The following is a 26,324-nucleotide window of genomic DNA, read 5'->3' as shown; positions in this document are numbered from 1 at the left end:
CTGGCGCGCTTTGCCGCGCGCCTGTAAAAATTCGAGTTCTGTGATGGGAGCGGCCAGCAATCAAATCAAGGGCCACTACGTCAGCGGCGCGCGCCTTGCCACACGGCCATAGCGCTGTCAAAGCGCGCCCGACCTGAAGGAGCATACCGTTGTCCGCCGATCCTGCCAGCAAACCGCAACCGCGCCGCTTCCGGCCTGCCGGGCCGCTGACCGGGCGCGTGCGGGTGCCGGGCGACAAATCCATCAGCCATCGCAGCCTGATGTTCGGCGCGCTGGCCGTGGGCGAAACCCGCGTGACCGGCCTGCTGGAAGGCGAGGACGTGCTGGCCACCGCGGCCGCGCTGCGGGCAATGGGCGCGAGCATCGAGCGCCGCGATGATGGCGCCTGGCACATCAATGGCGTGGGCGTTGGCGGCCTGCTGCAGCCCGATGGCGCGCTGGCCATGGGCAATTCCGGCACCTCCACCCGCCTGCTGATGGGCCTTGTCGCGAGTCACGGGATTTGCGCCGTATTCACCGGCGATGCCAGCCTCTCCGGCCGCCCGATGGGCCGCGTGATAGAGCCGCTTTCGCAGATGGGCGCCGCTTTCGAGGCGAGTCCGGGCGGCACCCTGCCCCTGATGCTGCGCGGTGCGCATCCCGCCGTGCCGATCGAATATCGTCTGCCGGTCGCCAGCGCGCAGGTGAAGAGCGCCGTGCTTCTCGCGGGCCTCAACACCGCAGGCATCACCGGTGTGATCGAGCCCGTCCCGACCCGCGACCATACCGAGCGCATGCTGCGCGGCTTCGGCGCGAAGCTGGACGTGGAAGAGCGGGATGGCGCTGAGGGGATGGAGCGCGTCATCTCCATCCATGGCGAGGCGGACCTGCAGCCGCAGGACATCACCGTGCCGGGCGATCCCTCCTCCGCTGCGTTCTTCGCGGTCGCGGCCAGCGTGGTGCCCGGCAGCGACCTCATCATCGAGAATGTCGGCCTGAATCCAACCCGCGCAGGCCTGTTTGAAGTGCTGCGCCAGATGGGCGGGAGTGTGGAAGAGCTGGACCGGCGCGAAGTCGGCGGGGAGCCGGTGGCGGACCTGCGGGTGCGCCATGCCGCGCTGACCGGCGTGGAGGTCGATCCGGCAATCGCCCCTGCCATGATCGACGAATTTCCTGTCCTGTTCGTGGCCGCCGCGCTGGCACAGGGCACCACCGTCACGCGCGGGCTGGAAGAGCTGCGGGTCAAGGAATCGGATCGCCTCACCGCCATGGCCGACGCGCTGCGGCTGGCCGGTGCGCAGGTCGAGGAACGCGACGATGGCCTGGTGATCGAAGGGACCGGCGGGGATCCGCTACCCGGCACCAGCACCGCCGCCGGGCGCGAGGCCGAGATCACCACACATCTCGATCACCGCATCGCTATGAGCATGGCGGTGGCCGGCCTCGCCAGCCGCAAGGGCGTGCTGGTGGACGACACCCGTCCCATCGCGACGAGCTTCCCCAATTTCTCGGACCTAATGGCGCAGGCGGCGGGTGGATGATTGGGCAAGTTGCGTCATCCCAGCGCACGCTGGGATCTGCCCATGGTCTGGACCAGGCTGACAGAGATCCCAGCTTTCGCTGGGATGACGGTTTGGTCTAAGGCCCCGCCATGCCCCTCGATATCTTCTCGCTTATCGGCTTCGTCGGCACGGCGTGCATCATCGGTGCCTATGCCTACCTGACCATCAAGGACGAGCCGAACCCCTACATCCTGCACGCAACCAACCTGACCGGCGCGGCGCTTCTGACCATATCGCTGCTGGTCCACACCAACTGGCCCAGCCTGGTGCTGGAAGGCTTCTGGGCGGCTATCGCGATTTTCGGGCTGGTAAAGGCCATGCGGGCGAGGAGCGCAGCCAAATGATCATTGCCGTCGATGGACCCACCGCATCCGGCAAGGGTACGATTGCGCAGGCACTCGCCGCGCATTTCGGCCTGCCGCATCTCGATACCGGCCTGCTTTACCGCGCCGTGGGTCGGCAGGTGTTCCTGGATGGCGGCGATCCCGACAATGGCGGCGACGCGCTGGCAGCGACCAGCTTTCCCGACAGCCTGTTGCTGGACGATGCCTTGCGCAGCGAGGAAACGGGCGGGCTAGCCAGCCGTGTCTCCGTCCACTCCAGCGTGCGCCAGGCCCTGTTCGAACGGCAGCGCGCCTTTGCGACGCAGCCGGGCGGCGCGGTGCTGGACGGGCGCGATATCGGCACGGTGATCGCGCCCGATGCGGACGTAAAGCTGTTCGTCACCGCCAGCGTGCAGGCACGCGGGGAGCGGCGCTGGAAGGAAATGACAGGCCGCGGGCTGGACGTGGCTCAGGCCGATATCGAGGCGGATATCGCCCGCCGGGACGCGCGCGACATGAACCGCGAGGATGCGCCGCTGAAACCCGCCTCCGATGCGCTGATCCTGGACACCACGCAGCTGGGCAAGGACGCAGCCATCGCGATGGCAATCGAAGTGGTGGAAGAACGACGCGCGACCGGCGGCTGACCCCTTACGGGTGGGCCGCCTCGATCCGGCTCTGCAATTCCTTGCGCATGCCCAAAAGGAAGGCGAGTTCTGCCATCACGAACAGCGGGCCAACCAGCAGGCTCTTCATATCGTCGAGGAATGCTGGCTTACGGCCTTCATAACCGTGGCCGACGAACTGGATGATCCAGCCCACCACGAACAGGGCTATGCCGCTGCCCAGCCACACCGATGTCGGGGCGGCGGCGAGTGGGATGGCGATGGCCACGCACAGCGACAGGAAGACGAACATCGCGATGCCGAGGCGGAAGTCTACCGTCAGGTACCAGACCGCCGCAGCGGCAGCCAGGAAGACGGCGGGACACAAGGTGAAGCCGCCCAGCTCGAAAGTCGGGCGGGCCAGCAGGACCACCACTGCCAGCACGATCAGCGGAATGCCGATGAAGTGCGTCACGATATTGCGCCGGTCGCGGTGATAGGCGGCGTATTTTGTAAGAAGCGATTCCAGCTGTGTCATGCAGCTTGCCTACACCAGAAACCCGCGCGCATGGAACCCGGCATGTCTCGCACACGCACGCGCCCCGCCTTCGCGCCCGCCACGGTTTTCCGTACCAGTACACTGTCACACCTGTGACACTTGGCGCTCGGCATGGCGCAAACGCCTTGCCTTGCGCGCCCGTTTCGCCTAGGCGCGCGGCCGTTCAACCAATCGTACGGATTGATAGAACCCGCGCGGTGGCATCCGGCCCCTGCGTGGAACGCGGCCCTCTTGCCCCGTTCGCCCTGCAATCGTGCAGGAGACGGTTTAAGACCCCGGAAAAACCGGTGGCCGGTAGCAAAACGATCGAAGGACTTACCCTTATGGCCGATAGTGCCAACCCGACGCGCGACGATTTCGAAGCGCTTCTCAACGAACAGCTCGGCGGTGCCGAGGACGGCGGCTTCGAAGGCCGCGTGGTGCACGGAACCGTCACCGCAATCGAAAACGGCATGGCCGTTATCGATGTTGGCCTGAAGAGTGAAGGCCGCATCAATCTCAAGGAATTCATGCGTAACGACGACGAGCACGGCCTCGAAGTCGGCTCCGAGGTCGAAGTCTTCGTCGACCGCGTCGAGAACGCAGACGGCGAAGCCATGCTCAGCCGCGACCGCGCCCGCCGCGAAGCCGCCTGGGACAAGCTGGAAAGCGAGTTCGGCGAAGGCAAGCGCGTCGAAGGCCGCATCTTCGGCCGCGTGAAGGGTGGCTTCACGGTCGACCTCGACGGCGCCGTGGCCTTCCTGCCCGGCAGCCAGGTGGACATCCGCCCCGTGCGCGACGTCACCCCGTTGATGGACATGCCGCAGCCGTTCCAGATCCTGAAGATGGACCGCAAGCGCGGCAACATCGTCGTTTCCCGCCGTGCCGTGCTGGAAGAGACCCGCGCCGAGCAGCGCAGCGAACTGATCGACAAGCTGGCCGAAGGCCAGGTGATCGACGGTGTGGTCAAGAACATCACCGATTACGGCGCCTTCGTGGACCTGGGCGGCATCGACGGCCTGCTCCACGTCACGGACATGAGCTACAAGCGCGTCAACCACCCCAGCGAGATGATCGAAATCGGCCAGACCGTGACCGTGCAGATCGTGCGCATCAATGCCGAAACGCAGCGCATCAGCCTGGGCATGAAGCAGCTGGAAAGCGATCCGTGGGAAGGCGTTGGCGCCAAGTACCCGATCAGCGCCAAGGTCACCGGTACCGTCACGAACATCACCGAATACGGTGCCTTCGTGGAGCTGGAGCCGGGCATCGAAGGCCTGGTCCACGTGTCCGAAATGAGCTGGACCAAGAAGAACGTCCACCCCGGCAAGATCGTCTCCACCAGCCAGGAAGTTGAAGTCCTGGTTCTGGAGGTGGACGCCGAGAAGCGCCGCATCTCGCTCGGCCTCAAGCAGGCCCAGAGCAACCCGTGGGACGACTTCGCAGAGAAGTATCCGGTGGGCGCCAAGGTCGAAGGCGAAGTCAAGAACGCCACCGAATTCGGCCTGTTCATCGGCCTTCCGGGCGACGTCGACGGCATGGTTCACATGTCCGACATCGCATGGGGCATCTCGGGTGAAGACGCCCTGGCCCTGCACCGCAAGGGCGAAGAAGTCGAAGCCATCGTTCTCGACGTCGATGTCGAGAAGGAGCGCATCAGCCTCGGCATGAAGCAGCTCGAAAAGGGTGCGCCGAGTGCAGAAGGTGCCGCTGGCGCCGGTTCGCTGCGCCGCGGCGAAGTGGTTACGGTCAACGTGCTGGAAGTTCGCGACGGCGGCCTGGAAGTCCAGGTTGGCGAAGATGGTGCGACCGGCTTCATCAAGCGCAGCGACCTCGGCCGCGACCGCGACGAACAGCGTCCCGACCGTTTCCAGGTCGGCCAGAAGCTGGACGCCATGGTCACCGGTTTCGACCGTTCCAAGAAGCCCAACTTCTCCGTCAAGGCGCACCAGATCGCCGAAGAGAAGCAGGCCGTCGCACAGTTCGGTTCGTCCGACTCCGGCGCGTCGTTGGGCGACATCCTGGGCGAAGCGCTCAAGAAGTCCGACGACTAAGCAGGGTGCGGGGCCCTGCGCAGGCAGGGACCTCACGCCGCAAAAACGATCTCGAGTGAGACCCCGGCCTTCGCCGGGGATCACTTGAAGCGAAAGGCCCGCCCGCTCACCCGAGCAGGCGGGCCTTTCCTATGGCGCAGTGCTGGCTTACGCTGCGAGCCATGCTGCAAATCCACCAGTTCCCTTGCCTGTCCGACAATTACGGCTTCCTCGTCCATGACGACGCCAGCGGCGAGACCGCAGCAATCGACACGCCAGATGGTGCTGAGTACCTGCGACAGGCAGAGGCGAAGGGCTGGCGCATCACGCAGATCTGGAACACCCACTGGCATCCTGACCATGCCGGCGGTAACAAGGCTATCGTGGAGGCTACAGGCGCGAGGACCATTGCCCCGCAGGAAGTCGACCGCATCGCCCCCATCGACCGCGTCGTGGCAGATGGGGATAGCGTCAGCCTGGGTCAGCACATTGCGGATGTGATCGACGTCTCCGGCCATACGAACGGGCATGTGGCCTTCCACCTGCCCGGCGACGGCATCGCCTTTGTCGGCGATTCGCTTTTCGCGCTGGGCTGCGGCCGCATGTTCGAGGGCACCCCGCCGCAATTCTGGGCGAGCCTCCAGCGGCTGAAATCACTCCCGCCGGAGACCACGCTCTATTGCGCGCATGAGTACACGCAGGCCAACGCCGCCTTCGCGCTCCACGCAGACCCGGATAACGCGGCGCTTGCCGAATATGCTCAGGACATCGCCAATAGGCGCGAGCGGAACGAACCCACCGTGCCCTTTACGCTGGAACGCGAGCTGGCGACCAACCCGTTCCTGCGAGCGGACGCTGCGGAGATGCGTGAGAAATGGGGCGGCGAGCAGCCGCACGAGACCTTTGCTGCGCTCAGGGCCGCAAAGGACGCGTTTTAGCCTGCGCGCGGCGGCGGGCTGCTGGCGTTGATAATCATCTCGAAATAGAGCCCGTCCGGCTCCCATTCGAAAGTCCCGGCCTTGGGCTGGCCCATCGTCATGCGGCGGATCAGGTCGCTGCCCGTGCCCAGCTGCGATGGCTCACGGCAATCGGCCATGCCGGTTTCCTTCCAGCGCATGCGAACGCCGCCCGGCACAGGATCGAAATAGAGCACAAGGCTACCGCCCTCGTGCGACAGCGCGCCGTGCTTCAGCGCGTTCGAGTGCAGCTCGCCCAGCACCAGCGCCATGGTCCGGACATCGTTCTCGGTTAGGGAAAGGGGCGGTATAGCGCCGATCATCACGGGTCCGCTGCCGTCCCCATCGCCCAGCACTGCAGAGACGATATCTTCCAGCAGCCGGGCAGACTTGCCTTCCGTGCCGACCAGCGCGTTGATGGCTAACCCTAGGTGCGTAATCCGCTCGATCAGCCGCTTTGCCCCGTCTTCAAGCGCGGGATCGCCGCGCAGGGTCAGGCGCGTGAGGGCGGTGATGACCGCGATCTGGTTGCGGGCCTTATGCGCCAGCTCGCCCGCGACGATGCGGTCCTGCCTGGCGGAGATGTCGGCTTCGCGGCGAGTCTCGCTGTCACGCTCCGCAAGGTGCCTGTCGGTCACATCGCGCGAGGATATCAGGATACGGCTGACTTCGCCGTCATTGCGCACAGGCGACACAGACACGTCCCACCAGCGGTCATTGCCCTTGGCCGTGGGGCAGAAGGCTTCGAAGCGATCCTTGTCGCCCTTGCTGGCGCGTTCGATGGCGAGGGACAGGCGCTTTGCACTCGACGCCGGCCACAGGCTGGTCAGCGCCGTACCTGCAACACCCGAAAAGTCGTCGATCTCCATGGCCGCGCGGCCATTGGCGTTCATGTATTCGAGATAGCCATCCAGATTGACCAGCTTCACGCAGTCGGTGCTCTGGTCCAGCATTGCCCACAGCATTCCATCCGCATTTGCGGACAAGGTTCTGCTGAGTTCGGGTTCCCTGGTTACGGCCATCGAAGCCCCCTCCTCGGGAGCTGCGGCGCTGACTACAGGAAATTCAATGATTTAGCAAAAGCACGCCAGACTGCGGGCTGGAGCAAGGCCGATCAGAGCTGGGCGATCGTGGAATCGACCATTGCGCGGTCCGATTCGGCACCCATTTCCTCGGCGATCAGCTTGCGCGAGGCAGCAGTGGCCGCATCGGCGGCGCGCGCCTTCAGGTCCTGGATGGCATCGCGCTCCGCAGCGGCGATCTTGTCTTCCGCCATCTGCTTGCGCCGCGCGATGGTCGCCTTCGTGTCGGCTTCCGCCTTGGCCACGATGGCGTCCGCTTCCACGCGGGCGTTATCCAGCATCGCTTCGGCGTCTTTTTCCGCGTTGGCGATCTTGCTGGCGTATTCGTCGCGCAGGGCTTCGGCCTCGGCGCGGAGCGTCTTGGCTTCTTCCAGCTGGTCCCGAATGGCCGCGATCTTGTTGTCCAGGCCGCCCGCGATGGTCTTGTGAACCTTCGCGCCGAAGAACGCGATCAGCAGCAGCACCACCATGCTGAGCGAAACCCACTGGTAAGGCGCAAGGCCCAGCAGTTCGGGTTCGACATGCTTGCCGGCACCGACATCCACGGTGGTCGTGGCCGTCGTTTCCGCCGCATCGGTGGCGAACACTTCGGGCAGGTCGCTCTGCTCAGCCATGGTGCATTGCTTCCTTCACGGCCTTGCCGGCCTTGGCCTTGGCCACCTTGATACCGGCCAGGCGCTCGACGATGTCCTGCGCGGCCTCGGCGGCGACGGCTTCGATTTCGGACGCAGCGGCGGTGCGGGATTCGGAGATCCGTGCTTCCGCCTCGTCCAGCTTCTTGTCGATACGCTTCTGCGCAGCGGCCAGCTTCTTCTCGGTCGAGGCGTTGGCACCTGCCTTCGCCTCGGCCACGATGTCCTGCGCGCGGGCGCGGTTGGCATTCTCACGCTTGCGCCAGGCTTCCTCCTGCTCGTCCGCACCGTCGCGGGCAGCCTGCGCTGCTGCGAGGTCCGACGCGATCTGGCCGTCGCGCTGGGCAACGGTGTCCATGACCTTGGGAACCATCCCGCGGCCGATGACGAAGAAAACCAGGCCGAAGATGACCAGCAGCCAGAAAACCTGGCTGGAGTATGTCTCGGCGATCTGGGCTATCTGGGGCATTGTCTATGTCCCGTTTTCAAGCGGAAAAAAGGGTGGACCGGGCATTTGCGCCCGGCCCCAATTCGATCAGACGAACAGAATGATCATTGCAACGACGAACGCCAGCAGGCCGAGAAGCTCGGCAGCGGCGAAGCCGATGAACAGGCGGCCCTGCTGGCCGTCTGCAGCACCCGGGTTGCGCAGGGCGCTTTCCAGGAACGAACCGAAGACGTTACCCACGCCCAGTGCGGCCATGCCGGCACCGATTGCGGCCAGACCGGCACCGATCATCTTTGCAGCTTCGAGATCCATGACTAAACTCCTTGAAAATACGTGTGATTAAGTGACTTAGTGAAGGTTTTCAGCGTCGTTGATGTACAGCGAGCTGAGCAATGCGAAGACGTAGGCCTGGATGCCGGCAACCAGGATTTCCAGCGCGCAGATGGCAATCATCAGCAGGAAGCTGGGAAGGCCCACCAGCAGGCCGAAACCGGCGCCGGCATTCCAGCCGTCGATCACGAAGCTGGACAGCACTTCCAGCAGCACGTGGCCGGCCATCATTGCAACGAACAGTCGCAGCGCCAGGCTGAACGGGCGGAACAGGAAGGACACCAGCTCGATCGGGAAGATCACCAGCACCATCGGCAGCGGCGTGCCGCTGGGAATGAACAGGCTGAAGAACTTGATGCCGTGCTTGAAGAAGCCGACGACCAGGACGATCGCGAAGGACAGGATGGCCAGCACACCGGTGACGGTGAAGTGGCTGGTAAAGGTGAACGGGTGCACGCCGACGACGCCCAGCGGCATGAGGCCAAGCAGGTTGGCGAAGAGGATGAACATGAACAGGCTGAAGATATAAGGCACATATTTGCGCCCGGCCTTGCCGATGTTGGCTTCCAGCATGTCGTCGATGAAGCCGGTGAAGGTTTCCACCATCATCTGCCAGCGGCCCGGCACCAGCTGGCGCTTCATGCCGCCAAGCATGAATACCCACAGCACGACCAGCGTGATCGTCATCCACAACGCGCTGTTGGTGAATGCAATGTTGAAACCCGCCAGTTCCCAGCCCTGCGAACCGAAAAGCGGTTCGATGGTGAACTGGTACATCGGATCGACCTTAGCCGTCTCGCCTGCCACTTGTCTCTCGCGCCCCTTGGCTCGCTTACACGTATCGCCCGATCAGGGGCGCGTGCCTGAAATCCGTATGATGTTCCTGAAGGCGACGACGATCCCTAGGCCGAGCATCACCAACAGACCCCAGGGCGACGTACCGGCGAACTGGTCGATGACCCAGCCGATGAGCGCGCCCCCGAGAGGCCCCCCGAGCAAATGGCCAAGCACCTGGTTGCCGAGCTTTTCATTGGCATCGGCGCCCTTAACACTTGGCCGGTTGCGCTCCTCTTCACGCTCGCGTGCGGACTTGAGCCGCTCCTCGAGCGCGTCGATCCGCGCATCCTCGACGATGGGGTCCCGGGCGGGTTTTTCTTTACTCATGCCGAACCCCTTAGAGAGATAATGCGGCACGGGCAAAGAGCTGCCCGCCAAAGGCGCGGTCCCCTTAGGCGGGGGCTATGGGGGAGTCAACCGATGTGGTGGCGTTTTGCAACCATTGTGCAGCGCGAAATGGTGCCTGCACGTCGCCGCATTACGGGCAGCGCGAATCGCGCATTGGAGGCGCGGACGTGCGGGTCTGCCAGCTGCCATCGGGCGCCTGGTACTTCTCGCCCGGCACGGTGCGGGAAATCAGCAGGCAGCCGGAGGTGAACGCGTATTCCTCCAGCGTGGCATTCGCAGCCTTAGCCTTCTCGGCATAAACCGCGCGGCGCTTGATATTGATGTCATCCACCATGGCGCGCAGCGCGGCATTGCCGCTGCCCACGACGCCGAGGTAGCCATCCATCTTCTCGCCCACCTGGCCGCTCTGGCGGGCCTGCTCGTAAGCGGCATCGCGCTGCGCGAATGCGGGAGAGACCGCGCCGCCCACGGCCATGGCGATGGCTGCACCGGCCAGTGCGGCTTGCGAAAATTTGGACATCGTCTTCATCATCATGCTCCTGCCGGGTCAGAAAATGCCCGGCTGCTCTTCAATCGTGTTGCCGGCATCCTGTGCCAGGCGATAAATCACTTCCTGGGTGATGTTGACGTTCAGCTCGATCACGATCGGCTCGTCCGGTGCGTTTACCGTCACGCAACCGGCGGCCGACGCGCCAAGGGCCAGCGCCATCGCCACCCTGACCGTACTTCCGCGGGTTCGCCCGCCTGTGCTGCCTTGCCGCCTCATGGCTGGCATGTGCGCGCAAATGGCAGCTCCGGTCAATGTTGCATCCTTCATTCCACATCCTCGCTTTCGGGCCGCTGAATGACGGCTTCATCGGGTATATCCATGGGATCGGGTTCGGGCGGGGCTTCCTGCCCGGAAATGCTGGCCCGGATCACGCGGCCATCGGCATCCACCAGCCCCAGGTCGCGTGGGTCGCGAATGGCCGAGGGATCGTAGAGCGAGCGCACGGAGCTGAGCAATTGCTGGAACGGCGCGCGGATATTGACGTCGAAGCGCAGCGGCAACTTGGCGAACTGGCGGGTGATAAGGTTGTTCTCCGCGCCCTCCCCTTGCGAGACGCCGTCAAAGCGTACGCGGGTGACCAGTTCACCGGCCAGCGCGCCGTCCAGCGCAATCCGCATCCGCTTGAAATCGAGTGAGCGCAGCGCCTGGAAGGCGAACTCCGCCATCATCGGCATGTCCTCGTAGAGCAGGTCGCCCTGGTAGGAGACATTGCCCCCGGGTGGGCGAGAGACGAGCATGCCGCCTTCGATCCGCCCGTTGCCCTGAGGATCGAAGACCAGCGGGATCGTACCGTCGAAGGTACCCGTGGCGCTGAAATTGTTGAGCTCCATCCGGGCGACGAACATGCTTGCTTCCATGCCCTCCACATCTAGCTGGTAAGTGCGGAATTCCTCCACGCCCAGGTTCAAGGTGACAGGCCGCATGCTCAAGAAGCCGCCGAGGAACGGCCAGCGCGCGCTGGTCACGGCCAGCCGCTCGCCATCAGTCATCTGGAAGCGAATTTCGCCGTCATAGACCTCGATACCCGGATTGATTGTTCCAACCTCGATCAGCTGGTCCGGCGCGGTGGTGAGCCCCAGCAGGTCCGTGAAGACGATCGTGCCGCGTGCCTTCTCGACAGGCCCGAACGCCGCAGCCAGGTCGAGCGCATCCGTTGTGAACTGTCCGGTGCTGCGCACGCCGGCATCGTCCCAGTCTATACGGCCCTGCCCCGTCACCGTCCCATCGACCAGTGCGACCACGCCGAGAGCGAGCGGGGTCAGGTCGGTGGGCTGGAACCCGCCCGATGCCACCTGGTCGATCTGGGGCACGGACACGGCCCGCGTCCCGCTGACGAAGGTGATGCCGGGCACATCCAGATCCGCGCTGCCGATACTGGTGGAGAGGTCATGCCGGATGGCGGTCCGCGCCACCAGCCGGTCGCCCAGCGGGTGCCGCAGGTCCGCATTCGCGGTCACAAGATTGTCGAACAGGGTCAGCGCCGCACCGCGCGCGAACAGCGGGTTGAAACGATCAGGCTCGGCCCGGTCCTCCACCCGCAGTTCCGCATCGGTGATTTCCAGCCGCCCGCCGCTATACCTCCACGCCCCCGACGCATCGCGCATGTCGAGTGGCACGGCGTCGAGCAGGATGTCCGTCCCTTCGAATGTCCCCGCCAGCGGCCCACCGAGCTGCGCGGTCAGGCCCGCAAGCTGGAAACGCGTGGCATTGCCTGCAGGGCCAAGCGCCACGTCCAAATTGCGCGCCGACAGCGTGCCGGGCCAGGCCATGCCGACGGGCCCGCTAGCCACGCGGACGGGCGTGGAGCCAAGCCGTCCGGACAGGTCCAGCGAGGGCGCGCCTGCCGCCAGCCTCAAGCCACCGGGGCCATAGCGCAGGATCGGCTGCCCGCGTGCCGGGCACAGGGTGAGCGCGCGGCCATCCAGCGAAAGGTCGGCCAGTGCCAGCCTGTCGAACCGCACATCGGTGCAGCCCTGCCACATGGCCAGCTGGCCATTCGTCCAGGTCCCCGCCAGTGGCAATTGCAGCCCCTGCGCCGCGCCGCCGGGAATGTCCCCGCTGGCCAGCGCATCGCCGCTGAAACGAAAGCCGCCCGGAATGCTGTTGATCGATAGCGATGGCAGCGCGAGGCTGCTGTTTCCGGCAGTATATCGCGCCATCGACAGCCGCGCATCGAAGCCGCCCGATCCGCGCCGCTCTATCCGTCCATCGATCCGCGGCAGGTCGCGCCCGCCGGTGACGAAACGACCGGACAGGCGCATGGGACCGTTTCCGCCCGCAGCATATTGCAGGTCCGAAAGCTGGAGCAGCCGCCCAGTACGCCCGCTGACATCGGCGCGCGGCACGATGACCGAGGTAACGGAGCCGGTACGCCGCAGCGTCACCTTACCCGACAGGGCGCTGCCCGGCAGCTCCGCTTCGACTGCGGCACCGAACTTGCGCAGCAGGTCGCTGGCCAGCGTGCCCTCGGCAGCAGCGGCGGCGGAGGCCAGCGATCCGGTGAGGCCGGTGCCCGGTTGCAGGCCCGTACCCTCGAACCCGGCCTCCGCGCGCAGGCTGGAGAAGCCGTCCAGCGCGCGGATCGTGCCGTCCAGCGACAGCGCTGCCAGATTGGCCTGCGATGTACGCACATCGCTGCCGACAAGGTCGTAACGTGCGTTGAATTCCGCATCGCGGTAACTGACGCGCCCCTCGCCGCGCAGGCTGGCCATGCGCGCATCGCCGATGGCGCCGCGCCCGGCGGCAAGCTCGTACGTCGCGTCGACACCCTTCAGGCCGGCATCGACCAGCGCGTCCAGCGTGACAGCCACGTCCGCCAGCTCCACGCCCGCATCGGCGCAGCGCGCATCTGCTATCCTCAGCGGCCCCTGGAACAGCGGTCGCTGTGCCTCGATGGCGAAGTCGCCATACAGGGTCGCCCCGTCCAGCGTGCAGCCTCCGAAAGCGGCATCGCGCGACGCAACAGCCAGCACGCCCTCGAAGCCGCCGCTGAGATTGCCCGCGCCGGAAAGCTTCACGCCGAAATCGCCGAAATCTGTCTGCATCAGCACGCGGCCGTCGCGGATGGTCATGTCGAGATCGGGCAGCTCCGGCTCGCCGCCGTCGCCTGCCAGCAGGATCGGGTCCAGCGCGCCGAAGCTCAGCTCGCCATCGCGGAACGTCCCGTAAAGCCGTGCGCCCTCCAGCTTCACGCGCCGGACCGTGGGCAGGCCAAGCTTCGGGATGATGGAGACGATGATGCGCTTCACCGTCAGGTCCGGGCTTGCCGGATCGCCCAGGACGACATTCTCGATCACCTGCTTGCGCGGGCTGATGCGGGTGATGTCGTAGCGCGCTTCGACGCCGTGCCCTTCGAAATAGTCCTCGATCGCACTGCGGGCGAGCTCCTGCCGCTGCAGCCATGCGGCCGCCACCGCCAGCCCCACAATCAGCAGCACGGGCATCAGGAACCAGCGCCACACAAGCCTGCGCTTGCCCGCCTTCGGCTCCGGCTCTCGCCCGGTTTCGCTTGTGTTTTGAGCGGACTGAGCCATCGTGTCGCTTCACTTGCGCGACCGCTGCGACAAAGGCAATGCGGCAGACGCAACCGTGTGTGAGGAAAAGTTCCATGTCGGCCAGGCGCGCTGAACCGCAGGCGAACGGCAAGTCCGCCCCAGCTGCGGGCCATACCGGCCATCGCGCGCGGCTGCGCGAGCGGCTGCTGTCCGGCGGCGCTGAGGCGCTGGCGGATTACGAGGTGCTGGAATATCTCCTGTTCGCCGGCAACCCGCGCGGCGACACCAAGCCGGCGGCCAACGCCCTGCTGGAACGCTTCGGCTCGCTCGCCGGCGTGCTGAATGCGGATGCCGGCGCCCTGCAGGATGTGTCCGGCGTGGGAGAGGCCGCAGCAGGCGCTCTGAAGGCCACCGCCCTTGCCGCCCGGCGCATGGCCCGCAGCCAGGTGCAGCAGAAACCCGTGCTGGGCAGCTGGCAGGCGCTGCTCGATTACCTGGCGATAGACATGGCGCACCTGACCGTGGAGCGCGTGCGCGTGCTGTATCTCGACACGCGCAACCGCCTGATCCGCGATCACCACCTTGGCGATGGAAGCATTGACGAGGCGGCAATCCATCCGCGCGAAGTGGTCAAGACCGCGTTGGAGGTGGGTGCGACGGCCATGATCCTTGTCCACAACCACCCCAGCGGCAATCCCGAACCCAGCCGCGCCGATATCCAGGTCACGCAGCGGATCGCCGATGCCGGGCGATTGCTGGGCATAAGTGTGCACGACCATGTCATTGTCGGGCGCGAGGGCCATGTCAGCCTGAAAGCCAAGGGCTTGATTTGACCCTGCGCGCAGCCTAGCCGCGCCCCCGTAAGCAGCCCCGCACATCCACTGCCAGTCCGGAGTCCTTCAGATGGTCCCCCGTTATTCCCGCCCCGCCATGACCGCCCTGTGGGAGCCGGAGGCGAAATTCCGCATCTGGTTCGAGATCGAGGCGCATGCGACGGAAAAGCTGGGCGAGCTGGGCGTCGTGCCGGAAAGTGCGGGCAAGGCGCTGTGGGCTTGGTGGGCCACCGATCCAAAGATCGACGTGGAAGCCATCGACGCGATCGAGGCGGTGACAAAGCACGATGTCATCGCCTTCCTGACATGGGTGGCGGACAATGTGGGCGACCAGGCCCGCTTCATGCACCAGGGCATGACCAGTTCGGACGTGCTGGACACCACGCTGGCGGTGCAGCTTGCCCGCTCCGCCGATATCCTGCTGGAAGACCTCGACCGCCTGCTGGCCGCGCTGAAGACCCGCGCACAGGAGCACAAGTTCACTCCCACCATCGGCCGTAGCCATGGCATCCACGCAGAACCCGTCACCTTCGGCCTGAAGCTGGCCGAGGCCTATGCCGAATTCAGCCGTTGCCGCGAGCGGCTGGTCTTCGCCCGGCGCGAAATCGCGACCTGCGCAGTCAGCGGCGCAGTGGGCACCTTTGCCAATATCGACCCGGCCGTGGAAGCCCATGTGGCGGAACGGCTGGGCCTGGCCGTCGAACCGGTAAGCACGCAGGTGATCCCGCGCGACCGGCACGCCATGTTCTTTGCCGTGCTGGCCGTCATCGCCAGTTCCATCGAGCGGCTGGCGGTGGAAGTGCGCCACTTGCAGCGCACCGAAGTTCTGGAAGCGGAGGAGTATTTCTCCCCCGGCCAGAAGGGGTCGAGCGCCATGCCGCACAAGCGCAACCCGATCCTGACGGAAAACCTCACCGGCCTCGCCCGCGTGGTCCGCGGCGCGGTGGTCCCGGCGATGGAAAACGTGGCGCTGTGGCACGAGCGGGACATCTCCCACTCCTCCGTGGAACGCTTCATCGGCCCGGACGCCTGCATCACGCTGGACTTTGCCCTCGCCCGCCTGACCGGCGTGGTGGAGAAGCTGCTCGTCTATCCCGAGCGCATGCAGAAAAACATGGACCGCATGGGCGGCCTTATCCATTCGCAGCGCGTGCTTCTGGCCCTCACCCAGAACGGGGTGAGCCGCGAGGATGCCTACCGCCTCGTCCAGCGCAACGCGATGAAGGTGTGGGAATCGGACGGCGCGCTTTCGCTGCTCGACCTGTTGAAGGCCGACGATGAAGTCACCGCCGCCCTCACGCATGAGCAGTTGGAAGAGCGTTTCGACCTCGATTACCATTTCAAGCACGTCGACACGATCTTCGACCGGGTTTTCGGATAAGGGTGCACCCCTTCCCTTAACCGGCTTTCCTGCCTAAGCCGGTGGAAAGGTTCTGGAGGATCACATGGCTGTTTTTCGCACGATAGTCTGGGCGCTGCTGCTGGCCGCGCTGCTGCTGTTTTCGGTCTATAACTGGACCGATGTGGAAGTCCGCATCTGGGAAGGCCTGCTGCTGCAGACCAAGATCCCGGCGCTGGTCATCGTCTCATTCCTGGCGGGCCTGCTGCCGATGTGGCTGCTGCATCGGGGCAAGAGCTGGCACTACAATCGCAAGATCCGCACGCTGGAAAGCCAGACGCGCAATGCCTCCGTCGGCACGGCAACCGGTTCCACCGATGCGATCACGCCCAGCTCCGTGACCGCGCGCGAAGCCACGCCGCCCTCGCCGTCCAGCAGCGACAAGCCGACCACGGTCACCACCAGCGCGCCGCAGCCGGAAAGCGACAAGCTGCGCCCGGATGAAACCACGCCGTGAGCAACCCGGTCTACCTCGCGCTCGACCTTCCGCAGCTCGATGCTGCCAAGGCGCTGGCGCAGAAGGTGAAGGGCCATGTCGGCGGGGTGAAGCTGGGCCTCGAATTTTTCTGCGCGCATGGCCACCATGGCGTGCACGAGATTGCGCATCTGGGCCTGCCGATCTTCCTCGACCTGAAGCTGCATGACATTCCCAATACGGTCGCAGGCGCAATGCAGGCGATCCACGTGCTGGAACCCGCCATCGTCACCGTCCACGCCAGCGGCGGGCGCGCGATGATGGAAGACGCCAAGGCTGCGGCGGGCGAGCATTGCAAGGTCGTGGCCGTCACCATGCTCACCAGCCTGGACGAGCGCGACATGGCGCGCACGGGCATCACCGGCACGCCGCACGAACACGTCCTGCGCCTGGCCGAACTGGCAGAGGCGAGCGGGCTGGACGGTATCGTGTGCTCCGGCCACGAGGTGAAATCGGTCCATGACCAGTGGAAGGATGGCTATTTCGTCGTTCCCGGCCTGCGCCCTGCGGGTGCATCCGTGGGCGACCAGAAACGCGTCGTCACCCCCCGCCATGCCCGCGACGACGGCGCCAGCGTCCTCGTCATCGGCCGCCCCATCAGCCGCGCGGACGATCCCGCACAGGCGGCGAGGGATATAGAGGCGACGCTTTGACGACTGTCGTTGCGGCTCGCCCCGACGATGCCCCCGAGGTCGAAGAACTGATAGAATGCGGCTATCGCGGAGACAGCGCGCGGCGCGGCTGGACCCACGAAGCCGATATCCTTTACGACAAGAGATGCGCGCCCGGACAGATTGCGGGCATGCTCGCCGACCCGGCCGTGACCATCCTGCTCGCACGATCCGGGAAAGAATTGCTTGGCTGTGTCGCGCTCACCCGGCGGCCCGGCGGCGTCTTATATCTGGGCATGCTCTGCGTGATGCCGGACCTGCAATCGGCAGGTCTGGGCCGAACCTTGCTCGACGCAGCGGAAGACCTGGCCCGCGAAGAGGGGACATTGACGATCACGATGCAGGTCATCGACACACGCCATTCCCTGATCGCGTGGTATGAGCGGCGCGGCTACGCGCAAACCGGCGAGACTGCGCCCTTTCCGGTGTCGCTCGATCCGCCCCTCACCTTCACGATACTGGAAAAGCGGCTGGAGACGGCCTGAAGGCCCCATCCGGTCTTTCAAGCGCGCAGCGATTGTCCTAGTCCCGCCCCCATGCAGACCGGAATCAAGATTTGCGGGCTTTCCACGCCCGAAACCGTCGATGCAGCCGTGGCCGCAGGGGCGACGCATGTGGGCTTCGTCCATTTCGAGAAGAGCCCGCGGCATGTCTCGGTGGAGCAGGCAGCCGCCCTACGCGCCCGCGTCCCGCGCGAGGTGAAGAGCGTGCTGCTGACGGTGAACATGGACGCCGTCTCCCACATCCGCGCGCTGGATGCGGTGAAGCCGGACATCGCCCAGGCGCATGGGAACGAGCGCGCCGAATACCTCGGCCTGCTGCGCAAGAACGCACCGGTGGAAGTATGGAAGGCTTGCGGCATCAAGAACGCGCAATCGCTGGAAGACGTGAAGCGCTACCACGGCGCGCTTGACCTGATCCTGTACGATGCCGCGCCGGGCGTGCTGCCGGGCGGCAATGGCCTGGCGCTCGACTGGGACCTGCTCGCCGGATACCAGCATCCCGTTCCCTGGGGTCTGGCTGGCGGGCTGACGCCGGACAATGTCGGCGATGCCATCCGCACAACACGCCCGCCGCTGGTGGACGTATCCAGCGGCGTTGAAAGCGCGCCGGGCGTAAAGGACGTGGACTTGATCCGCGCCTTCTGCGAGGCGGTTCGCGCAGCGTAAGTTTCCGTTCGCCCTGAGCTTGTCGAAGGGCCGTCTTTCCTTATAGCGCTGGGCAAGAAGCAAGAACGGGGCTTCGACAGGCTCAGCCCGAACGGAATTTTTTGTGGGTAATCAGGCAAACAGCTTCCGCAACCAGCCCGATGATCGCGGGCATTTCGGCCAGTTCGGCGGGCGCTATGTCGCCGAAACGCTGATGCCGCTGATCCTGGACCTGGAAAAGCATTACCGCGCCGCGCAGGCGGACCCGGATTTCAAGGCCGAGTTCGATCACCTGCTGGAACATTACGTCGGCCGTCCCAGCCCGCTCTATCACGCTGAACGCTTGACCGAGGAACTGCGCAAGGACGCGCCGGAAGGCATGGGCGCGGAAGTCTGGTTCAAGCGGGACGAGCTGAACCACACCGGCGCGCACAAGATCAACAATTGCATCGGGCAGATCCTGCTCGCCATCCGCATGGGCAAGACACGCATCATCGCGGAAACCGGGGCGGGCCAGCACGGCGTCGCCACCGCGACGGTCTGCGCGCGCTTCGGCCTGCCCTGCACGGTTTACATGGGCGCCGAAGACGTGCGGCGGCAATCGCCCAACGTCTTCCGCATGAAGCTGCTGGGCGCGACCATCAACCCGGTCGAAAGTGGGCGAGGCACGCTAAAGGATGCGATGAACGAGGCGCTGCGCGACTGGGTCGCCAACGTCCACGACACCTTCTACATCATCGGCACGGCCGCCGGCCCGCACCCCTATCCGGAGCTGGTGCGCGATTTCCAGAGCGTGATCGGCAAGGAAGCCCGCGTCCAGATGCAGGAGCGCACGGGCAAGCTGCCGGACATGGCAGTGGCCTGCATCGGCGGCGGCAGCAATGCCATCGGCCTGTTCCATCCCTTCCTCGACGATCCCGATGTCCGCCTGCTGGGCGTGGAGGCCGCGGGCCACGGGCTGGACGGAGACGAACACGCCGCCAGCCTGGCGGGCGGCTTCCCCGGCGTGCTGCACGGCAACAAGACCTATTTGCTGCAGGACGAGGATGGCCAGATCACCGAGGGCCACTCGATAAGCGCAGGCCTCGATTACCCCGGCATCGGCCCGGAACACGCGTGGCTGAAGGAAACCGGCCGCGTCGAATACACCAGCGCGACGGACAAGGAGGCACTCGACGCCTTCCAGCTGCTCTGCCGCACCGAAGGTATCATCCCCGCGCTGGAGCCAAGCCACGCCATCGCCGCCGTGGCGAAACTCGCCCCGACCATGCGCCGCGACCAGACCATCCTGATGAATCTGTGCGGCCGCGGGGACAAGGACATCTTCACCGTGGCGGAAGCGCTGGGAGTGGAGATCTAATAGCCCTCTCCCCTTGAGGGGAGAGGGTTGGGAGAGGGGCCATGCGCGACGCAGATCTCACGAGGCACGCCAAAGCCATGCGGCGGGAAATGACCGAGCCGGAAACGCGTTTGTGGCTCGAACTGCGCGCTTCGCGGTTTCAGAGCGTTAAATTCCGGCGGCAGAAGGTCATTGGGCGGTATATTGTAGACTTCGCGGCCAACGATCCCAAGCTGGTTGTGGAGGTAGATGGCGACACGCACGCCGGCCAACATAATTATGACGGACGCCGCACTGAAAGTTTGGAAGCTCAAGGATACACGGTGATCAGGTTCACAAACTCTGACGTAATGGGAAACATGCACGGCGTTCTGACACGACTTGCCGACGTGATCGCAAGCTTGCGTGCGCAGCCCCCTCTCCCAACCCTCTCCCCTGAAGGGGAGAGGGCTATTTCCGGCGCCACGAACTCCCTCTCCCCTTCAGGGGAGAGGGTCGGGGAGAGGGGAAAGCCATGACCCGCCTTTCCACCACCTTCTCAGCCCCGCGTCCTGCGCTCGTCTGCTTCGTCACCGCTGGCGATGGCGACACGGCGGCCAATCTCGATGCGCTCGTAGCGGGCGGCGCGGATGTGATCGAGCTGGGCATGCCCTTCACCGATCCGATGGCCGATGGTCCGGCGATCCAGGCGGCGAATATCCGCAGCCTCGGCGCGGGGACGCGCACCGCAGATGTCATGCAGATCGCCGCCGATTTCCGCGCGCGGCATCCGGATGTGCCGCTGGTGCTGATGGGCTATGCCAACCCGATGGTGCGGCGCGGGCCGGAATGGTTCGCGGACGAAGCCGCCAAGGCGGGCGTCGACGGGGTGATCTGCGTGGACCTCGCGCCGGAGGAGGACCGCGACCTCGGGCCTGCCCTGCGCGCGAAGGACATCGCCCTCATCCGCCTCGCCACGCCGACCACAGACGATGCGCGCCTGCCCGCCGTGCTCAATGGCTCGGGCGGGTTCCTTTATTACGTCAGCGTTGCGGGCATCACCGGCAAGCAGCAGGCGGCGCTGGACAGCATCGAGGAAGCGGTCGCGCGGCTCAAGAGGCACACCGACCTGCCCGTCGCCGTCGGCTTCGGCGTGCGCACGCCGGACCAGGCCCGCGCCTTTGCCCGCGTGGCGGACGGCGTCGTGGTCGGCAGCGCGCTGGTCGAAATCGTGGGCGAGCATGGCAAGGATGCCCCGGCGAAGCTGCGCGAGCTCGTCTCGGCCCTTGCCGAAGCCGTGCATTCTGCGCGAAACAGCTGAGATTACGTCATTGCGAGGAGCCGCAGGCGACGTGGCAATCCATCTCCCCGGGCACGTGCCGGAGAACTCAGATGATGGATTGCCGCGCGACTTCGTCGCTCGCAAAGACGGAAAAACTGGATTAGAGCACCCACCATGAACTGGCTTTCCCGCGTCCGCAATTCGCTGCCCTTCGTCCAGAAGCGCGACACGCCCGATAACCTCTGGGTGAAATGCCCGCGCTGCAGCGAAATGATCTTCGCCAAGGAATATGCGGAGAACCTGTCTGTCTGCCCGCGCTGCGACCATCACGGCCGCATCGGCGCGGACGAGCGGCTGATGCAGCTGCTGGACCAGGGTTACGAAGTGCTCCCCGAACCGGAGGTCCGCGAAGACCCGCTGAAGTTCAAGGATTCCAAGCGCTATTCTGACCGGCTGAAGGCCGCGCGCGCCAACAACCCGCATCGCGATGCCTTCCAGTCCGCCTATGGGACGATTGGCGGCAATCCGGCGGTCGTGGGCGTGCAGGACTTCACCTTCATGGGCGGCAGCATGGGCATGGCCGTGGGCACGGCCTTCTGCGAGGCGGCTGAGCGCGCGCTGGATGAACAATGCGGCTTCGTGGTCGTCACCGCAGCCGGGGGCGCGCGCATGCAGGAAGGCATCCTGTCGCTAATGCAGATGCCCCGCGCCACGGTGATGACGCGCCGCCTGAAAGAGGCAGGCCTGCCCTATATCGTGGTTCTTGCGGATCCGACCACCGGCGGCGTCACTGCCAGCTATGCCATGCTGGGCGATGTCCAGATTGCCGAGCCCGATGCATTGATCGGTTTTGCCGGGCAACGCGTGATCCAGGAGACGATCCGCGAGCAGCTGCCCGCAGGCTTCCAGCGCGCCGAATACCTTTACGAGCACGGCATGGTGGACATGGTAGTCCACCGCAGCGAGCTGAAGGAAACGCTGGCCCGAACGCTGGCTTACCTCAATCCGGAAGCCGCCGCCGCTTAAAGCGCGCGACAAACCGCGATGAAGGATTTCGCCACGCATGACGATCCGGCGGTGCAGGCGCAGCTGAACCGCCTGCAGGCGCTCAGCCTGCCCCATGGGCGCATCGGGCTGGAAACCATCCGCACGCTGCTGGACCGGCTCGGCAATCCGCAAGACAGCCTGCCGCCCACATTCCATGTCGCTGGCACCAATGGCAAGGGCAGCACCTGCGCCTTCCTGCTCGCCATGCTGGAGGCGGACGGGAAGACGGTCCACTCCGCCACCAAGCCGCACCTCGTACGCTATAACGAACGCATCCGCATCGCGGGCGAGCTGGTGTCCGACGCAATGCTGGCCGCGCTGCTGAAGGAGGTGCTGGACGCCAGCGAGGACCTTGACCCCAGCTTCTTCGAGGTCACGACGGCTGCCACTTTCCTCGCCTTCTCGCGCGAGCCTGCGGATGCCTGCATCATCGAGGTCGGGCTGGGCGGACGCTTCGATGCGACCAATGTGATGCAGCGCCCCGCCGCCTGCGGGATCGCCAGCCTTGGCATCGATCACGAGCATTTCCTGCTGGTGCCGGAGGAAGGCGTGCCGGAAACGCCCATCGTGCGCATCGCCTTCGAGAAATCCGGCATCGCCCGCCCGGGCTCGCCGCTATGCGTGCAGGAATATCTGCGCGAGGACGTACGGCTGGAGATCGAGCGCCGCGCGGGGCTGGCCGAGGCGCCGCTGCACATGCGCGGGCGCGAATGGTGGGCCGATGTGGGTGACGCCATCAATTACCGCGACAAGCATGGCGAGCTCGCCCTACCCCTGCCGACTCTGCCCGGCAGGCACCAGGCCGACAATGCCGCACTGGCCGTCGCCATGTTGCGGCACCAGGACTTCGTTACCGTCTCCCCCGCCGCCATGGCAGAGGGTATCCGCAGTGCCAGCTGGCCTGCGCGTATCCAGACGTTGGGCGAAGGCCCGCTCACCCGCATCCTGCCCGGCCGCACCGTGCTGCTGGACGGCGGGCACAATGCCGATGCGGCAGACGCGCTGGCGGCGCATGTCGCCGGGCTGCCGCAGCCCGTGCATGCGGTGGTGGGGATGATGGCGGCGAAGGATGCGCGCACCTTCCTCGCCATCCTCGGCCCGTTCTTCGAAAGCCTGCAGGCCGTGCCCATCGTCGGCTCCGCCCACATCGATACGCAGGAACTGGTGGAGATCGCGCGCGAGACCCTGCCCGCCAGCCAGCCAGCTACCAGCGTAAAGGCAGCCCTTCAGGCGATTGCCGACAACACGCCTGCACAGGGGACGGTCCTCATCTGCGGCTCGCTATACCTCGCGGGACAGGTCCTGGAAGCGAACGGCGAAATCCCGGGCTAGGCGCCGCGCGCCACCACCGGGTCCGGCTGCACCACGCCCGCATCCTTGCCGCCGCGCGCCTCGCGGATCCATTCCATGATGCACAGCACCACAGCGACCACACCGATCAGCGCGGTGAAGATGAAGACGAAGTAATAGCCGCGATCCTCGATCATCTGCCCCAGCGCACCGCGGCCCAGCGTGCCGACCAGCAGCGTGAGCGAGGCCAGCAGGGCATATTGCACGGCGGCATATTCCTTTGCCACGATGCTGGAAAGCCAGGCGATATAGGCTGCGCCCGCGATGCCGATGGCGAGGTTTTCCCAGAAGATCGTGAAGGTTAGGCGCGGCAGGCCTTCGCTACCAAATGGCGCCATCCAGGCGATCAGCTTGGTGAAGCCGATGAAATCGCTCGCCGCCTGCATGGTCGCCCCGCCCGCGGCCAGGTCCGCATAAAGCAGGTTGGTTGCAGCGGCCAGGATCGCGCCCAGCGTCAGCGTGAACATGCGGCCGAACTTGGTGATGATCCACCCGCCCAGCGCGAGGCCCAGGATGATGGCAAAGACACCGAAGAACTTGGAGGCAAAGGCCACTTCGTCCCCGGTGTAACCCAGCTCACCCAGGTAGAACGGATACGCGAACACGCCCCAGATGGAATCGCAGATGCGATAAGTCAGTACCAGCGCCAGGATCAGCACCAGCGACCAGCCGATGCGGCCGACGAATTCGACCAGTGGCAGCACGAGCGCGCGGTACAGGTGGTCCGCAAAGGTCACCTTGTGCCCTGCCCCCACGCCCGGCGCGGCGGTGATAACATTGGTACCGTTGCGCTTCTGGCGGGCGACCCAGGCGGCGATGAAGGCCGGCAGCACCACCGTGGCAAGCACGATCAGCGGGCCATAGGTGGCCGTGAACAGCGTCACATCCGGCCGGTCCTCCGGCATGGCAGTCATGCTGCGCACCATGAAGACAACGACCGTCCCGATGGCCCAGGCCCACAAGATGCCCACCGCCAGCAGCGCGCGATTACGGACCTGCGGGGTGACTTCGCCAGCGTTGTACAGCTCGGCGACCTCGGCATCGGCGGCGGCATCCGTGGCGGCGCTGCGCTTCGCCACATCCGCATCGGGCGCGAACAGGCTGGCGATACCGATGGCCAGCATGATGCCGCCCATGATCAGGTAAGTCTGCGGCCAGCCGATCCGCTCGGCGATGATCAGGCCCAGCGCGCCGCCGACCAGCGCCGCCATGCGGAAGCCCATCTGCGTGATGGTGGAAAGGATATCCAGCGTCGCGACCTCGTCCGCCACGTCGATACGCCAGGCGTTGATGGCAATGTCCTGCGTGGCGCTGGCGAAGGCGCCGATGGCGGCCAGCAGGCTGAACCAGCCGAGCGCGCTACCGGGGTCGAGGAAGCTCATCACCAGCAGCGCGATGCCCACCGTCAGCTGCATGGGCGCAATCCACTGCTTGCGCTTGCCCAGCCGCCTAAGGCCCGGGATGTCGACCTTGTCGAGCAGCGGCGACCACAGGAACTGGAAGGCGTAGGCCAGGCCGACGAGGCTGAAGACTCCCATCGTCTCCAGATCCACTTCCGCCTCGCTCAGCCAGGCATACAGCGTGCCGAGGAACAGCGCGGGCGGCAGGCCCTGCGCGAAGCCAAACAGCGCCATGAACCCGCTCTTGGGGTTCTTCAGCGACCGGGCGAGCGTGCCCCATCCCGGCTTCGTCTTCGCTGCTGCCTCTGCCATGCCTTCTCCCTCGTGGCCGGTTACCGTTTCGCTCTAGCGGCAATTGCCAGCATGGGAAGGCTGGATGAATGCAGCCTCAACAGCTAAGCGCCGATGCCATGTCCGATTACGATCCCCTCAAGAACTCAGCCAGCCCCGCGAAAACGCCCGAGGCCGCCGGCTCCGATCCCTCGGGCCGCCCGGAAGGCGAACGTATCGCAAAGCTGCTGGCCCGCGCCGGTGTCGCCAGCCGGCGCGAGGTGGAGCGCATGATCGGCGATGGCCGCATCGCCATCGATGGGAAGGTGCTGGACACGCCCGCCACCATCATCCCGCACCTGCGCGGCGTGACGGTGGACGGCAAGCCGGTGGGCAAGCCCGACCGCACGCGGCTTTACCGCTTCCACAAACCCGAAGGCCTGCTGACGGCGGAGCGCGACTTCTCAGGCCGGCCCACGATTTACACCGCGCTGCGCAATGCCCTGCCCGCCGATACGCCGCGGCTGATGCCGGTCGGGCGGCTGGACCTCAATACCGAGGGCCTGTTGCTGATGACCAACGATGGCGAGCTGAAACGCGCCATGGAACTGCCCAGCAGCGGAATCCCGCGCACGTACCGCGCCCGCACCTTCGGCGACATCAGCCAAGCCCAGCTGGAAGATTTGATGGACGGTATCGAGGTCGAGGGCGTGCGTTACGGCCCGATCGACGCGAATCTGGAGCGGCGCACGGGCCGCAACCAGTGGATCGAACTGACGCTGGCGGAAGGCAAGAACCGCGAGGTTCGCCGCGTTCTGGAACACCTCGGCCTGAAGGTCAGCCGCCTGATCCGCACCGCCTACGGCCCCTTCCCGCTGGCCGACCTGCCGCGCGGGCAGGCGGACGAGCTGAAGAAGCAGGACGTGGACCGGTTCCGCAGCGGCCTGAAGAAGGTCTGACGCCGCTTAACCGGCGGCGGCCATGGCCTTCTTCGTGCCGGGGTCCATCTCCACCCGGTGGCGTGCGATCTTCCATTCTCCGTCGACCAGGCGGACCTCGTCTTCGATCTGCGCCGTGGCAACGACGCTGGGCGCATCGTCGCCCTCCAGCACGGTCAGGAGTGATTCGACCAGCACGCTCTCGTCATGGTCCGTGAAGATATGACCGGAGCCTACGTGCCGTTTCAGGCCCGGCTCGTTATCGTAGATCTGCTGCAGGTCCTGCTCGAAGCTGTCCTGCGCCGCCTGCATGTCGCCTTCGATGAAGCCATCGTCGGTGTAGCAGCGGGCCGCACCTTGGACGTCTTTCTCATCCGAAGCGCGATTGGCCCGCGCGAGCGTTTCCAGGATTTCAAGTTTGGCTGAGACGTCGGGCACGTCATTCTCCTCTGTTGTTTTTCCGGGACGGTCGCAGA

The 26,324-nt window shown here is 65.5% G+C and carries 29 protein-coding genes; 17 read left to right on the top strand and 12 right to left on the bottom strand.

Annotated features, from left to right (window positions below):
• Positions 1-149 precede the first annotated feature (149 nt).
• The 3 genes from aroA to A6F65_RS07105 all read left to right on the top strand — a co-directional run bounded on the left by aroA (position 150) and on the right by A6F65_RS07105 (position 2,511).
• Positions 150-1,520, top strand: a complete 1,371-nt coding sequence (gene aroA / locus A6F65_RS07115; protein WP_067787222.1) for a 3-phosphoshikimate 1-carboxyvinyltransferase — start codon at positions 150-152, stop codon at positions 1,518-1,520.
• A 110-nt stretch (positions 1,521-1,630) separates the two neighbouring features.
• Positions 1,631-1,885 carry a CBU_0592 family membrane protein gene (locus A6F65_RS07110; protein WP_067787220.1) on the top strand — a complete coding sequence of 85 codons (255 nt, stop codon included), beginning with the start codon at positions 1,631-1,633 and terminating at the stop codon, positions 1,883-1,885.
• Positions 1,882-2,511, top strand: a complete 630-nt coding sequence (locus tag A6F65_RS07105; protein ID WP_067787218.1) for a (d)CMP kinase — start codon at positions 1,882-1,884, stop codon at positions 2,509-2,511. The genes A6F65_RS07110 and A6F65_RS07105 overlap by 4 nt, the downstream gene beginning before the upstream one ends.
• A 4-nt stretch (positions 2,512-2,515) precedes the next feature.
• Here the strand turns inward: A6F65_RS07105 and A6F65_RS07100 are convergent, their stop codons facing one another.
• Positions 2,516-3,007, bottom strand: coding sequence for an Mpo1 family 2-hydroxy fatty acid dioxygenase (locus A6F65_RS07100; RefSeq protein WP_067787216.1), 492 nt, complete (start codon positions 3,005-3,007; stop codon positions 2,516-2,518).
• A gap of 344 nt (positions 3,008-3,351) precedes the next feature.
• On the opposite strand from A6F65_RS07100, the gene rpsA reads away from it, so the two are divergent.
• Together rpsA and gloB are read left to right on the top strand one after the other, a co-directional pair.
• Complete coding sequence (gene rpsA, locus A6F65_RS07095) at positions 3,352-5,061, top strand: 30S ribosomal protein S1 (protein ID WP_067787215.1); 1,710 nt, start codon at positions 3,352-3,354, stop codon at positions 5,059-5,061.
• Positions 5,062-5,222: 161 nt separating this feature from the next.
• The gene (gene gloB / locus A6F65_RS07090) at positions 5,223-5,978 is read left to right on the top strand and encodes a hydroxyacylglutathione hydrolase (protein ID WP_067790263.1); all 756 of its coding nucleotides are present in this window, start codon (positions 5,223-5,225) and stop codon (positions 5,976-5,978) included.
• Here the strand turns inward: gloB and A6F65_RS07085 are convergent.
• The 9 genes from A6F65_RS07085 to A6F65_RS07045 all read right to left on the bottom strand — a co-directional run bounded on the left by A6F65_RS07085 (position 5,975) and on the right by A6F65_RS07045 (position 13,756).
• Positions 5,975-6,949, bottom strand: coding sequence for a PAS domain-containing protein (locus tag A6F65_RS07085; protein WP_169817013.1), 975 nt, complete (start codon positions 6,947-6,949; stop codon positions 5,975-5,977). The two genes, gloB and A6F65_RS07085, sit on opposite strands and share 4 nt — an antisense overlap.
• 161 nt (positions 6,950-7,110) lie before the next feature.
• Complete coding sequence (locus A6F65_RS07080) at positions 7,111-7,692, bottom strand: F0F1 ATP synthase subunit B family protein (protein ID WP_067787210.1); 582 nt, start codon at positions 7,690-7,692, stop codon at positions 7,111-7,113.
• Positions 7,685-8,179, bottom strand: coding sequence for a F0F1 ATP synthase subunit B family protein (locus A6F65_RS07075; RefSeq protein WP_067787208.1), 495 nt, complete (start codon positions 8,177-8,179; stop codon positions 7,685-7,687). The genes A6F65_RS07080 and A6F65_RS07075 overlap by 8 nt, the downstream gene beginning before the upstream one ends.
• Before the next feature lie 66 nt (positions 8,180-8,245).
• Entirely contained in the window at positions 8,246-8,470 is a 225-nt protein-coding gene (locus tag A6F65_RS07070; RefSeq protein WP_067787206.1) for a F0F1 ATP synthase subunit C, read from the bottom strand.
• A gap of 36 nt (positions 8,471-8,506) precedes the next feature.
• Positions 8,507-9,295: a F0F1 ATP synthase subunit A gene (locus A6F65_RS07065; RefSeq protein ID WP_257784257.1), complete on the bottom strand. Its 789-nt coding sequence runs from the start codon at positions 9,293-9,295 to the stop codon at positions 8,507-8,509.
• Positions 9,296-9,337: 42 nt separating this feature from the next.
• On the bottom strand, positions 9,338-9,652 hold the full coding sequence (locus A6F65_RS07060; RefSeq protein ID WP_067787202.1) for an AtpZ/AtpI family protein: 315 nt from the start codon (positions 9,650-9,652) through the stop codon (positions 9,338-9,340).
• 151 nt (positions 9,653-9,803) lie between these two features.
• Complete coding sequence (locus A6F65_RS07055) at positions 9,804-10,202, bottom strand: YdbL family probable chaperone protein (protein WP_205631918.1); 399 nt, start codon at positions 10,200-10,202, stop codon at positions 9,804-9,806.
• Positions 10,203-10,220: 18 nt separating this feature from the next.
• Positions 10,221-10,490 (bottom strand): YnbE family lipoprotein, encoded by a 270-nt coding sequence (locus A6F65_RS07050; protein WP_237164786.1) that lies wholly within the window; start codon positions 10,488-10,490, stop codon positions 10,221-10,223.
• Positions 10,487-13,756: an intermembrane phospholipid transport protein YdbH family protein gene (locus A6F65_RS07045; RefSeq protein WP_067787198.1), complete on the bottom strand. Its 3,270-nt coding sequence runs from the start codon at positions 13,754-13,756 to the stop codon at positions 10,487-10,489. The genes A6F65_RS07050 and A6F65_RS07045 overlap by 4 nt, the downstream gene beginning before the upstream one ends.
• Before the next feature lie 74 nt (positions 13,757-13,830).
• Between A6F65_RS07045 and radC the strand changes: the two genes are divergently transcribed.
• The 11 genes from radC to A6F65_RS06990 all read left to right on the top strand — a co-directional run bounded on the left by radC (position 13,831) and on the right by A6F65_RS06990 (position 23,222).
• A complete protein-coding gene (radC, locus tag A6F65_RS07040; RefSeq protein ID WP_067787196.1) occupies positions 13,831-14,550 on the top strand; it encodes a RadC family protein in 720 nt (239 codons plus the stop codon).
• A 70-nt stretch (positions 14,551-14,620) separates the two neighbouring features.
• Complete coding sequence (gene purB, locus A6F65_RS07035) at positions 14,621-15,931, top strand: adenylosuccinate lyase (RefSeq protein WP_067787194.1); 1,311 nt, start codon at positions 14,621-14,623, stop codon at positions 15,929-15,931.
• 64 nt (positions 15,932-15,995) lie between these two features.
• Complete coding sequence (locus tag A6F65_RS07030) at positions 15,996-16,406, top strand: hypothetical protein (RefSeq protein WP_067787192.1); 411 nt, start codon at positions 15,996-15,998, stop codon at positions 16,404-16,406.
• On the top strand, positions 16,403-17,077 hold the full coding sequence (gene pyrF / locus A6F65_RS07025) for an orotidine-5'-phosphate decarboxylase (protein WP_067787190.1): 675 nt from the start codon (positions 16,403-16,405) through the stop codon (positions 17,075-17,077). The genes A6F65_RS07030 and pyrF overlap by 4 nt, the downstream gene beginning before the upstream one ends.
• Positions 17,074-17,580 carry a GNAT family N-acetyltransferase gene (locus A6F65_RS07020; RefSeq protein ID WP_067787188.1) on the top strand — a complete coding sequence of 169 codons (507 nt, stop codon included), beginning with the start codon at positions 17,074-17,076 and terminating at the stop codon, positions 17,578-17,580. The genes pyrF and A6F65_RS07020 overlap by 4 nt, the downstream gene beginning before the upstream one ends.
• A gap of 51 nt (positions 17,581-17,631) precedes the next feature.
• Positions 17,632-18,264 (top strand): phosphoribosylanthranilate isomerase, encoded by a 633-nt coding sequence (locus tag A6F65_RS07015; protein ID WP_067787186.1) that lies wholly within the window; start codon positions 17,632-17,634, stop codon positions 18,262-18,264.
• 103 nt (positions 18,265-18,367) lie between these two features.
• Complete coding sequence (gene trpB / locus A6F65_RS07010) at positions 18,368-19,603, top strand: tryptophan synthase subunit beta (RefSeq protein WP_067787184.1); 1,236 nt, start codon at positions 18,368-18,370, stop codon at positions 19,601-19,603.
• Between the two features lie 41 nt (positions 19,604-19,644).
• Positions 19,645-20,100 (top strand): endonuclease domain-containing protein, encoded by a 456-nt coding sequence (locus tag A6F65_RS07005; protein ID WP_067787182.1) that lies wholly within the window; start codon positions 19,645-19,647, stop codon positions 20,098-20,100.
• Complete coding sequence (gene trpA, locus A6F65_RS07000) at positions 20,097-20,882, top strand: tryptophan synthase subunit alpha (RefSeq protein ID WP_067787180.1); 786 nt, start codon at positions 20,097-20,099, stop codon at positions 20,880-20,882. The genes A6F65_RS07005 and trpA overlap by 4 nt, the downstream gene beginning before the upstream one ends.
• Before the next feature lie 135 nt (positions 20,883-21,017).
• The gene (gene accD, locus A6F65_RS06995; RefSeq protein ID WP_067787177.1) at positions 21,018-21,869 is read left to right on the top strand and encodes an acetyl-CoA carboxylase, carboxyltransferase subunit beta; all 852 of its coding nucleotides are present in this window, start codon (positions 21,018-21,020) and stop codon (positions 21,867-21,869) included.
• Positions 21,870-21,887: 18 nt separating this feature from the next.
• A complete protein-coding gene (locus A6F65_RS06990; protein WP_067787175.1) occupies positions 21,888-23,222 on the top strand; it encodes a bifunctional folylpolyglutamate synthase/dihydrofolate synthase in 1,335 nt (444 codons plus the stop codon).
• Here the strand turns inward: A6F65_RS06990 and A6F65_RS06985 are convergent.
• Positions 23,219-24,952 (bottom strand): AmpG family muropeptide MFS transporter, encoded by a 1,734-nt coding sequence (locus tag A6F65_RS06985; RefSeq protein WP_067787173.1) that lies wholly within the window; start codon positions 24,950-24,952, stop codon positions 23,219-23,221. The genes A6F65_RS06990 and A6F65_RS06985 overlap by 4 nt on opposite strands.
• A gap of 68 nt (positions 24,953-25,020) precedes the next feature.
• Between A6F65_RS06985 and A6F65_RS06980 the strand changes: the two genes are divergently transcribed.
• Complete coding sequence (locus tag A6F65_RS06980) at positions 25,021-25,869, top strand: pseudouridine synthase (RefSeq protein ID WP_083989305.1); 849 nt, start codon at positions 25,021-25,023, stop codon at positions 25,867-25,869.
• A 6-nt stretch (positions 25,870-25,875) separates the two neighbouring features.
• Here A6F65_RS06980 and A6F65_RS13045 read toward each other — a convergent pair whose 3' ends face one another.
• Entirely contained in the window at positions 25,876-26,286 is a 411-nt protein-coding gene (locus A6F65_RS13045) for a nuclear transport factor 2 family protein (protein WP_067787171.1), read from the bottom strand.
• Positions 26,287-26,324: the final 38 nt, after the last annotated feature.

This window comes from Paraurantiacibacter namhicola (assembly GCF_001687545.1).
GTDB lineage: Bacteria > Pseudomonadota > Alphaproteobacteria > Sphingomonadales > Sphingomonadaceae > Paraurantiacibacter > Paraurantiacibacter namhicola.
Note: the sequence above shows the minus strand (reverse complement) of the source record. Positions and strands in the feature narration are given on the sequence as shown.